Below are 9,681 nucleotides of genomic sequence, written 5' to 3'. Positions count from 1 at the left end.
AGGGGTTGCCGCGCCTTGACAAGCTCTTTTTCTCATGTCAAAGTAAGAATTAATGCCCTGTGAGACATCATGGGAAGCATAGTATATAAAGAAGCAGGTGGAATTATGGATATTGATGCTTTGGTTAAGCGGATTAACGAGCTGGCTCGCAAAGCGAAACAAGAAGGATTATCGCAAGATGAGATCTTGGAAAGAGCCCAGCTTCGGGAAACGTATCTGCAAAACGTTCGCAGAAATTTTCGGCAACAGCTCGAGTCAATCGAGATTGTAGATAAATAGGGAGGAACAGGTATGGGGTCGTTTGACCGAAAAGTAGAACGCAATCAACGAAGAATGTATAAGAAAGGCAAAGGTCCCAATGTCGGACAAGGGACGCGGAACCCTCGTACTTCGCTTGGAGCAAATGGGGAAGGCGACGTATTTAAAGGGCGGAATTTCATTTTGCCTACCGCCTTGGTTCTGTTAGCTCTGCTGTATGCCATCGTCGGGTTGATCGGTAATACAGAGGAAGTGAACTCGGTATTGTTCTGGGCGACGATCTTTTTGTATTTCGTACTGGCCCTGGTGATCTTCCTGCGTAAGCCATATTTACGCGTGAACAAGAGCTGGCTGTACACTTCGAAGTTTAACCGCGACCGGATGTTGGATGCCGGTAACATCAGTAAGATCAAGGTGAGCCGGAACAAAATCGTCATTGAACCGAAGACGCGGGAACCGAAGTGGGTGTTCTACCGCACCCGCAACCGTTTTGATACGGAAGCGATGGCTGCGCGCCTGCAGTTGTATGCTGACACCCATCATGTGAAGCTGGAGAAGGAATAATCCTTTTAAATACACTTGCGATATGAATGGAGAGGGTTGGGACGAATGACGATCAAGGCGGTATGTTTTGACCTGGATGACACGCTGCTCTGGGATGAACGGAGCGTAAAAGAAGCCTTTGCTGCAACGTGTGAAAGCGCTGCGTCTAAGATTAATGGATTAAACCCCGAGCAATTGGAAGAAGCCGTACGCCGGGAAGCGCGGGGGCTGTATGAATCCTACGAAACGTATCCTTTCACGACGATGATTGGAATCAATCCGTTTGAGGGGTTATGGGCGACGTTCTCTGCCGGAGAACAACCGGAATTCCGTCAGCTGGAGCAGTTAGCTCCAACCTATCGCAAGGAATCCTGGCGGCGCGGTCTGCTTGCGCTTGGCGTTGATGACGAGGAGCTGGCCGGCGAATTGGCGGAACAGTTTGGACGCGAACGGCGTGCCCGGCCTCATGTGTATGAGGAGACCTTTCAAGTTCTGAAGGAATTGCAAGGCAAGGTGAAGCTGCTATTGCTCACGAACGGCTGTCCGGCATTGCAGCAGGAGAAGCTGGACGGAGTGCCTGAGCTGGCGCCTTATTTTGATGAGATTGTGATCTCCGGAAATTTCGGCAAGGGGAAACCGGACCCGTCCATTTTCCGGCATGCTCTGGAACGGTTAGGGATTCAATCGAATGAAGCGATCATGGTCGGCGATAAGCTGACGACGGATATCAAAGGTTCGCTTAGCGTGGGGATGACGGCCGTTTGGATTAATCGGGACGGCAAAGCGCTTACCGGCGATATCGTACCGGATTATGAGATCAAACATTTGTCCGAACTCCATGGCCTTTTAGAGAAATTGGCATAACGCGAGTTTGGATTGAAGCAAACAAGCAGTGAGGCATTCTTAGGCGGTGGAAGGAGGGAATCTGAATGCGAATCAAGGGAAAAACCGGGCTGCTTGTAGCCATCGTGCTTGCGTTCATTGTTGTCGCGGGATGCGGCCGCAGTGAATCGCCGTCTGCTTCAGCGGTGGATACGTCACTGGAGCCGATTCAAGTCGAGCTTGACGTAACGCCATCCGCAGCCAAAGCTGGTGAACCGGTAACGTTTACGGCCAAAGTGACCCACCACGGCGAGAACGTGGACGATGCGAAGGAAGTCATGTTCGAATTTTGGAATACGGCGGACGATAACGCGAAGCACAATCAGGTCAAAGTGAAGAGTGCCGGTAACGGAACCTATGTGCTGGAGCATACATTCAAGGAGCCCGGGACTTATGAAGTGATTTCCCATGTGACGGCTCGCGATCAGCACTCCATGCCTTCGAAGCAATTCACGGTGGAATAAGCTGACAACTGAATCGGTGGTCATCTGTAAGGAAGCTGCTGTTCTCCTTTTGGAGAAGGCGGCTTTTTCATTATTATGTCCTCCTAATGAGGCGAATTTCCGAACTTTTAAAGATAAGGATTTCTAGGTTGTTCGGATTTTAATTCGGGGATGACCGATGGGAGAACAATATCTTAAATTGGGTACAGAGCTTGGGAGTTTTCGTGGAACTCTCTTTTCTTCAACGCTTTATTCTGTTAAACTATATTCTAACGTTTTACGGGAGGGACATGAACATGAGTAAACCAAGCCTGCTCGAAAGAATGAAAGAACGAATATTGATCCTCGATGGCGCCATGGGCACCATGATTCAGCAGGAGAACCTGACTCCAGCCGACTTCGGCGGTGAAGAGCTGGACGGCTGTAACGAAATGCTCGTGCTCACCCGTCCGGATGTGATCCGTGGCATCCACGAGAAGTATCTCGCAGCAGGTGCTGATTTGATCGAAACGAATACGTTCGGCGCGACATCCGTCGTGCTGGCTGAATACGATATTCCGCATAAGGCACGTGAAATCAATATGGCTGCGGCCAAGCTGGCGATTGAAGCCGCGGAAAAATACAGTACCCCGGATCATCCGCGCTACGTGGTGGGCATCTTGGGACCAACGACCAAGACATTGTCCGTTACCGGCGGCGTGACGTTCGACGAGTTGACGGCCAGCTATGCAGAGCAAGCAGCGGCATTAATCGAAGCCGGCGTTGATGCGCTGATGCTGGAAACTTCACAGGATACGCTGAACGTGAAAGCAGGGAGTATCGGAATCAAACAGGCTTTTGCTGAAACCGGAATAACGTTGCCGCTGATGATCTCCGGCACCATTGAGCCGATGGGGACGACGCTGGCGGGGCAAAATATCGAAGCCTTCTACATTTCGTTGGAGCATTTGAATCCCATCTCCATTGGACTCAACTGCGCAACGGGTCCGGAGTTCATGCGCGACCATATCCGCACTTTATCCGGACTAGCCAAAGCGGCGGTCAGCTGTCACCCTAATGCCGGTTTGCCAGACGAAAATGGCATCTACCATGAGTCCCCGGATTCGCTCGCGCAGAAGATGTCCGCTTTTGCCGAGCAGGGCTGGTTGAATATTGCCGGAGGTTGCTGTGGAACGACGCCTGCCCATATCGCAGCGTTAGCGAACACGCTGAAGGATTACCGACCACGCGAGCTGACAGGCAGCCATTTGCCGGCACTTTCCGGCATTGAGCCGGTCTATATCGAATCGGCCAATCGGCCTTATCTGGTTGGAGAACGAACAAACGTTCTGGGTTCGCGCAAATTTAAACGGCTGATCGTGGAGGGCAAATACGAAGAAGCTTCGGAGATCGCCCGGGCGCAAGTGAAGAACGGGGCACAGGTAGTTGATGTGTGCGTACAGGACCCGGATCGGGATGAAGCGGAGGATATCAAGAAGTTCCTGGAATTGGTCGTCAAAAAAGTGAAAGTCCCGCTCATGATCGACACCACTGATCCGAAGGTGCTGGATATTGCTCTCCAATACTGCCAGGGCAAATCAATTATTAACTCGATTAACTTAGAGGATGGCGAAGAGAAGTTCGAGCGCGTCACGCCGTTAATTCATAAATACGGGGCGGCGGTGGTCGTTGGTACGATTGATGAACGCGGGCAAGCGATCACACGGGAGGATAAGCTTGAGGTTGCCAAACGCTCCTATGATCTGCTCGTGCACAAATATGGTCTTCAACCGGAAGATATCATCTTCGATCCGCTCGTGTTCCCCGTGGGTACAGGGGATGAGCAGTACATTGGATCGGCCAAGGAAACGATCGAAGGGATCCGCCTGATCAAAGAAGCGTTGCCGAAGGTTCATACCGTGCTGGGCATCAGTAACGTATCGTTTGGTTTGCCGGAAGCCGGCCGCGAGGTTTTGAACTCCGTTTTCCTGTATGAATGCACCAAAGCAGGACTGGATTACGCGATCGTCAATACGGAGAAGCTGGAGCGCTACGCCAAAATTCCGGAAGAGGAGCGCCGTCTGGCGGAAGAATTGATCTATAATACTAATGATGAAACGCTGGCTGCCTTTGTAGCTGCTTTCCGGAACAAGAAGGTGGAGAAGGCCGAGACAACCACTCAGCTCACGTTGGAGGAACGTTTGGCTTCCTATGTTGTGGAAGGTACCAAGGAAGGATTAATTCCTGACCTTGACGAGGCGCTCAAAAAATATACTGCGCTCGAAATTATTAATGGTCCGCTAATGGCAGGAATGGAAGAAGTGGGCCGGTTATTTAATAACAATGAGCTGATCGTTGCCGAGGTGTTGCAAAGTGCCGAAGTGATGAAGGCATCGGTTGCGTACCTGGAACCGTTTATGGAGAAGAACGAAACCAGCGTGAAGGGGAAAATTTTGCTGGCGACGGTAAAGGGCGACGTCCATGATATCGGCAAAAACCTAGTTGAGATCATTCTGTCTAATAACGGTTACCAAATTGTGAATTTGGGTATAAAAGTACCACCGGAACGCATTATCGAGGCGTATCGGGAAGAGAAAGCAGATGCGATTGGACTCTCCGGCCTGCTGGTGAAATCGGCTCAGCAAATGGTCACGACGGCGCAGGATTTGCGGAATGCAGGCATCGACGTCCCGATCCTTGTGGGCGGCGCGGCACTCACCCGCAAGTTTACCAAGACGCGGATCCGGCCGGAGTACGACGGCTTGGTCCTGTACGCCAAAGATGCGATGGACGGCCTCGATTTGGCCAATAAGCTGATGGATCCGGTCGCACGGGAGCAGATGCGCCTTGAAGTGGATGCGGAGAAAGAAGCGGATCGCGTTGTAGCCGTTGCAGAGCCGCTGCCGGAGCTTACGCGCGTGGAGCGTTCCAAGATTTCCACCGATGCGCCGGTATTTATTCCGCCAGATCTGGAACGTCACGTACTGCGCGATTATCCGATTGGTCACATTACGCCTTATATCAACATGCAGATGCTGTTAGGTCATCACCTTGGACTCCGCGGTTCGGTGGAGCAGCAGCTGGCGGCAGGTGAGGCAAAGGCAGTTCAACTGAAGGAGACGGTGGATCAAATCCTGCTCGAAGCGGTCACGGACGGCATCATTCGCACGCAGGCGATGTATCGCTTCTTCCCGGCGCAATCGTCCGGTAACGATATTCTGATCTACGATCCGGCTGAACCTGGCAAGGTGATCAAGCGGTTTAGCTTCCCTCGACAGAAGGTCGAGCCTTACCTGTGCTTGGCGGATTTCCTGAAGTCCGTGGACAGCGGGCAAATGGATTACGTTGGTTTCCTGGTTGTAACGGCGGGACAAGGCGTTCGTGAATTGTCTGAGAAGTGGAAGAATGAAGGCGAGTATCTGCGCTCCCACGTGCTGCAGGCGGTAGCGTTGGAGCTGGCTGAAGCGCTGGCGGAGCGGGTTCACCATATTATGCGGGATACGTGGGGCTTCCCAGATCCGGCGAATATGACGATGAAACAGCGGCATGGAGCGCGTTATCAAGGGATTCGCGTCTCGTTTGGTTATCCGGCCTGCCCGGACCTCGAAGACCAGCAGCTGCTGTTTGACTTAATGCATCCGGAAGACATTGGCGTCACGTTGACGGAGGGCTTCATGATGGAACCGGAGGCATCCGTCTCGGCGATGGTCTTTGCACACCCTGAAGCGCAATATTTCAATGTGGACAAAGCCGGGATTTAAGCCCGTAAACAACCCTTTGCAAAACCCTCCGAACTTCGGAGGGTTTTGGCAATCTGTATATGAATCGATGAACCATTCTAGCGTAAAGGACGAAATGGCATGGAACTTTACTTTTTAGGGACAAATGCAGGGGTACCGTCCTTGGAGCGGAACGTGACTTCAGTGGCGTTGCGTCTGCTGGAGGAGCGCCGTTCGCTCTGGCTGTTCGATTGCGGTGAAGGCACCCAGCATCAGATCCTGCGTTCGCCGCTGAAATTAAGCAAGTTGGAATATATTTTTATCACCCATCTGCATGGTGATCATTTGTTTGGCCTGCCCGGGCTCATTTCGAGCCGTGCTTATCAGGGCGGGGATACCCCCTTGGTCATTTACGGTCCCAAAGGACTGAAAAAATTCGTAGAAACGGCGCTGTCGCTCAGCGAATCGCGGATTAACTATAAGCTCGAGCTTGTGGAGCACCAGGGCGGAGTCCTCTTCGAGGACGATTCGTTTCGGGTTGAAGCGGCGCTGCTGGAGCACCGGATTGACAGTTACGGGTATCGGGTGATCGAAAAAGATCTGCCGGGGAAGCTAGACTCCGCTGTGCTGGAGCGCTGCGGCATTCGTCCAGGCCCGCTGTACGGCAAGCTCAAACGCGGTGAAAGCGTGGTTGCACCAAATGGCGAGACGGTTCATGCGAAGGATGTGCTGGGAATGCCCAAAGCCGGCCGGATTGTCACCATACTCGGCGATACGCGTCCGTGTGAGTCCGTGTTAACCTTGGCTCAAAACGCCGATATGCTGGTGCATGAGGCGACTTTTTTGCATGAACTGGCGAAGACGGCTCATGACTATCACCACAGCACGGCAAAGCAAGCGGCAGCAGCCGCCAAGGAAGCCGGTGTGCAGCAGCTTCTGCTGACCCATTTTAGCTCGCGTTATAAATCAGACGATCAGCTGCAGCGATTAGAAGAAGAGGCATGTTCCGTCTTCCCTGACTCGCACCTAGCCCGGGAGCATGTCCTATATCCGGTGGCACGGCGCTGCGGGCGGAAATAATTATTTTCCGGGAAAGCGCAGGAACTGACAGGGCATTTCAAAGTTTGCCAAGGGGAACAAGTCCGGTTTTTGTCACTGTTCGCGATCGTTCGACGCCAAACGGCGGGGTCAAACTCTGAATTGACATTTCCCCCAGTTCTAGAACGGGAAAATTTGCCTGCCCCGGGGTTCCTAGGTACAATAAATAGAGACACGGTCGTATCGAAAGGATGAGGATTTTGCCAAAGGGTTGGAAGGCCTATCTCATTGATTTAGACGGCACGTTATATCATGGGCCCCAAATGATTCCCGGTGCGGACGAGCTGATCTCCGCCTTACGCGCGCAGCGAATCCCTTTTCTGTTCGTGACGAACAATTCTTCGCGGACACCGGATGAGGTCGCCGCGCATTTGGAAGCGATGGGCATATCGGCCCAGGCGGAAGAGGTCTGTACATCGGCCGTGGCTGCAGCCAAGTATATTGCCGAAGAACAGCCTGGCTGTAAAGTCGCAGCCATCGGTGAGGCGGGTCTTACAAAGGCGTTGGAGGAAGCCGGATTGCAGTTAGTTCTGGAACATCCGGACGTGGTGGTGCAAGGCATCGACCGCCAATTTACATACGAAACGTTAACCCGGGCTGCCCGCTGGATTCGGGGCGGGGCACGTTATATCCTAACCAATCCGGACTTGCTGCTGCCCTCTCAAGAGGGCTTAATGCCCGGAGCGGGAACGATTTCTGCAGCGATTCAAGCTGCATCGGGCGTAAAGCCGACGGTGATTGGCAAACCGGCTGCACCGCTCATGGATTTTGCCATCGCGCGGCTAGGCTTGGAGGCTTCGGAAGTAGCGGTGATCGGGGACAACCTCAATACCGACATCGCTGCAGGGAAGCATGCCGGCTGCGGTACCATTCTGACCTTAACCGGCGTCACCACGGCTGATAACCTGCCAGATTACGTGAAGTCCTCCGGTGTAGAGGCGGATGTGGTGTGCCGCGATCTTGCGGAAGTCCGTGAACGAATTTGCGGAAATAGCGGATGACCAAGTTTTATTTTATGAGATGAACTAATGAACGAACTTATACGGATGAAGGGAAAGATGTACCATGCCGGAATTGCCGGAGATGGAAAATTATCGAATACAGCTGTCTCAGCATATTTTGGACCTCCCAATTACGGGAGTGAACGTCGGCCGGGAGAAATCCGTGAATTTGCCGGCTGCAGACTTTGCACGAGAACTGATGGGAAGACAGGTCATCTTCATTGAGCGTCGAGGCAAGAACCTGTTGTTCCATCTGGATAATGGACGAAGATTGTTGCTCCACTTAATGCTTGGCGGATTGCTGTACCTTGGCTCCAAGGAGGACCGTCCGGAGCGGAGCACTCAGGTGGAAATCACCTTTGGTGAGAAGCTTGTCCTGTACTTCATCGGGCTGCGTCTTGGTCATTTACACTTGCACAGCGCCAAGGAGGCAGAGGAGCTGCTTTCGCACCTGGGGCCGGAGCTGCTAGACCGGCGGATGAACGAAGAACGGTTTACCGCCCTGCTGCGCAAGCGGCGGGGGAGTCTTAAGACGACCCTTGTCAATCAGGACGTCATTCCCGGCATTGGCAACTGTTACGCGGATGAAATTGCGTTCGCAGCCGAGCTGTTGCCGATGGCCAAGCTGCAAAATTTCAGCGATGAAGATTTTTCACGATTGTATCAAGCGGTTCGGGATGTGCTTATCGAGGCAACGGAGGCTGGCGGTTATATGGAGATGCCGTTAACCCGGGACGATCAGCTGACCGGGGGGGCGAACGAAATCTGCAGGGTGTACGACCGGGAGGGAGAGACCTGTCCACGCTGCGGAGATACCATCGTCAAAGCGGAAATGAACGGGCGCAAAGTGTTTTACAGCCCGGGCTGTCAGCATGACCGATAAGGTGAAGGTTGGGGGACACATTAGCATACGAAGCGGTTACCTTGGGGCTGCCAAAGCCGCGCTGCAGATGGGGGCCGGCGCTTTTCAGTATTTTCCCAAAAATCCGCGGAGCCTTGCGGTCAAAAGCTTTGATCCGCGGGACGCGGAACAATGCCGAACACTATGCCAAAAACACGGACTGGTGTCCATCGCGCATACCCCTTATCCCAGCAATCTCGCGATCAGCAAGGACGCCGACGGCGAGGCGTACAGTCGAGTCGTACAGTCGTTGCGAAATGATCTGGAAATCGCTGAAGCGTGCGGGTCGATTGGGATTGTGGTACATTTTGGCACATTTAAGGCAGGAAACCCCTTACAAGGATACCAAAATATTATACAATGTATTAATGATGTGCTATCCGGCTGGCAGGGTTCGGCGAAGCTGTTAATTGAGAACCAGGCCGGTGATCACGGCGACATGGGGATGACGATCGAGGAATTGGTCCAAATCCGCAAATTGTGCCGGGATTCGGAGCGCATCGGCTTTTGCCTCGACACCTGCCATGCTTTTGGGGCGGGGATGTGGCGGGGTGAAGGGGATGAGAGCTTTGCGGCCAAAGCCAAGGAGCTAAAGTTCTGGGACGGTCTCTGCGCCGTTCACCTCAACGATTCAAAATACCCGGTATTATCGCGAAAGGACCGTCACGCCCGTGTGGGCCAGGGCCATATCGGCGAAGCCGGCTTTCGCTGGCTGCTGCAGATCGACGCGATTCGGAGAACCCCGCTTATCTTTGAGAGCGAAACCGGGGAAGACGGGACCTACAAAGAGGATATGGAGCGAGTGAGACGGTGGGCGGAGGCCTAGAGATAACCGGACTCCGCTTGGAGTGAAATAC

9 protein-coding genes are annotated in these 9,681 nt (G+C 53.1%); all 9 read left to right on the top strand.

The features are described 5' to 3' along the window. Positions 1 to 105 precede the first annotated feature (105 nt). Positions 106 to 279, top strand: coding sequence for a DUF896 domain-containing protein (locus POTG_RS23310; RefSeq protein ID WP_083791524.1), 174 nt, complete (start codon positions 106 to 108; stop codon positions 277 to 279). Positions 280 to 291: 12 nt separating this feature from the next. Next, positions 292 to 822, top strand: coding sequence for a hypothetical protein (locus POTG_RS17650; protein WP_009226211.1), 531 nt, complete (start codon positions 292 to 294; stop codon positions 820 to 822). 45 nt (positions 823 to 867) lie between these two features. Next, on the top strand, positions 868 to 1,665 hold the full coding sequence (locus tag POTG_RS17645) for an HAD family hydrolase (protein ID WP_009226210.1): 798 nt from the start codon (positions 868 to 870) through the stop codon (positions 1,663 to 1,665). Between the two features lie 65 nt (positions 1,666 to 1,730). Continuing rightward, positions 1,731 to 2,147, top strand: coding sequence for a FixH family protein (locus tag POTG_RS17640; RefSeq protein ID WP_009226209.1), 417 nt, complete (start codon positions 1,731 to 1,733; stop codon positions 2,145 to 2,147). A 275-nt stretch (positions 2,148 to 2,422) separates the two neighbouring features. Next, positions 2,423 to 5,866 carry a methionine synthase gene (gene metH / locus POTG_RS17635; protein ID WP_036646043.1) on the top strand — a complete coding sequence of 1,148 codons (3,444 nt, stop codon included), beginning with the start codon at positions 2,423 to 2,425 and terminating at the stop codon, positions 5,864 to 5,866. A gap of 99 nt (positions 5,867 to 5,965) precedes the next feature. After that, positions 5,966 to 6,904, top strand: a complete 939-nt coding sequence (gene rnz, locus POTG_RS17630; RefSeq protein WP_009226207.1) for a ribonuclease Z — start codon at positions 5,966 to 5,968, stop codon at positions 6,902 to 6,904. A 218-nt stretch (positions 6,905 to 7,122) separates the two neighbouring features. Further along, complete coding sequence (locus POTG_RS17625; protein ID WP_009226206.1) at positions 7,123 to 7,923, top strand: TIGR01457 family HAD-type hydrolase; 801 nt, start codon at positions 7,123 to 7,125, stop codon at positions 7,921 to 7,923. Positions 7,924 to 7,987: 64 nt separating this feature from the next. Beyond that, a complete protein-coding gene (locus POTG_RS17620) occupies positions 7,988 to 8,806 on the top strand; it encodes an Fpg/Nei family DNA glycosylase (protein ID WP_009226205.1) in 819 nt (272 codons plus the stop codon). Continuing rightward, complete coding sequence (locus POTG_RS17615) at positions 8,796 to 9,650, top strand: deoxyribonuclease IV (protein WP_009226204.1); 855 nt, start codon at positions 8,796 to 8,798, stop codon at positions 9,648 to 9,650. The genes POTG_RS17620 and POTG_RS17615 overlap by 11 nt, the downstream gene beginning before the upstream one ends. Positions 9,651 to 9,681 lie beyond the last annotated feature (31 nt).

The organism is Paenibacillus sp. oral taxon 786 str. D14 (assembly GCF_000159955.1).
Lineage (GTDB): Bacteria > Bacillota > Bacilli > Paenibacillales > Paenibacillaceae > Fontibacillus > Fontibacillus phoenicis.
Note: the sequence above shows the minus strand (reverse complement) of the source record. Positions and strands in the feature narration are given on the sequence as shown.

Bases quoted from the DNA above. Each gene is read 5' to 3' on its own strand.
- POTG_RS23310 (WP_083791524.1), top strand. From the start codon at position 106: ATGGATATTGATGCTTTGGTTAAGCGGATTAACGAGCTGGCTCGCAAA.
- POTG_RS17650 (WP_009226211.1), top strand. From the start codon at position 292: ATGGGGTCGTTTGACCGAAAAGTAGAACGCAATCAACGAAGAATGTAT.
- POTG_RS17645 (WP_009226210.1), top strand. From the start codon at position 868: ATGACGATCAAGGCGGTATGTTTTGACCTGGATGACACGCTGCTCTGG.
- POTG_RS17640 (WP_009226209.1), top strand. From the start codon at position 1,731: ATGCGAATCAAGGGAAAAACCGGGCTGCTTGTAGCCATCGTGCTTGCG.
- metH (WP_036646043.1), top strand. From the start codon at position 2,423: ATGAGTAAACCAAGCCTGCTCGAAAGAATGAAAGAACGAATATTGATC.
- rnz (WP_009226207.1), top strand. From the start codon at position 5,966: ATGGAACTTTACTTTTTAGGGACAAATGCAGGGGTACCGTCCTTGGAG.
- POTG_RS17620 (WP_009226205.1), top strand. From the start codon at position 7,988: ATGCCGGAATTGCCGGAGATGGAAAATTATCGAATACAGCTGTCTCAG.
- POTG_RS17615 (WP_009226204.1), top strand. From the start codon at position 8,796: ATGACCGATAAGGTGAAGGTTGGGGGACACATTAGCATACGAAGCGGT.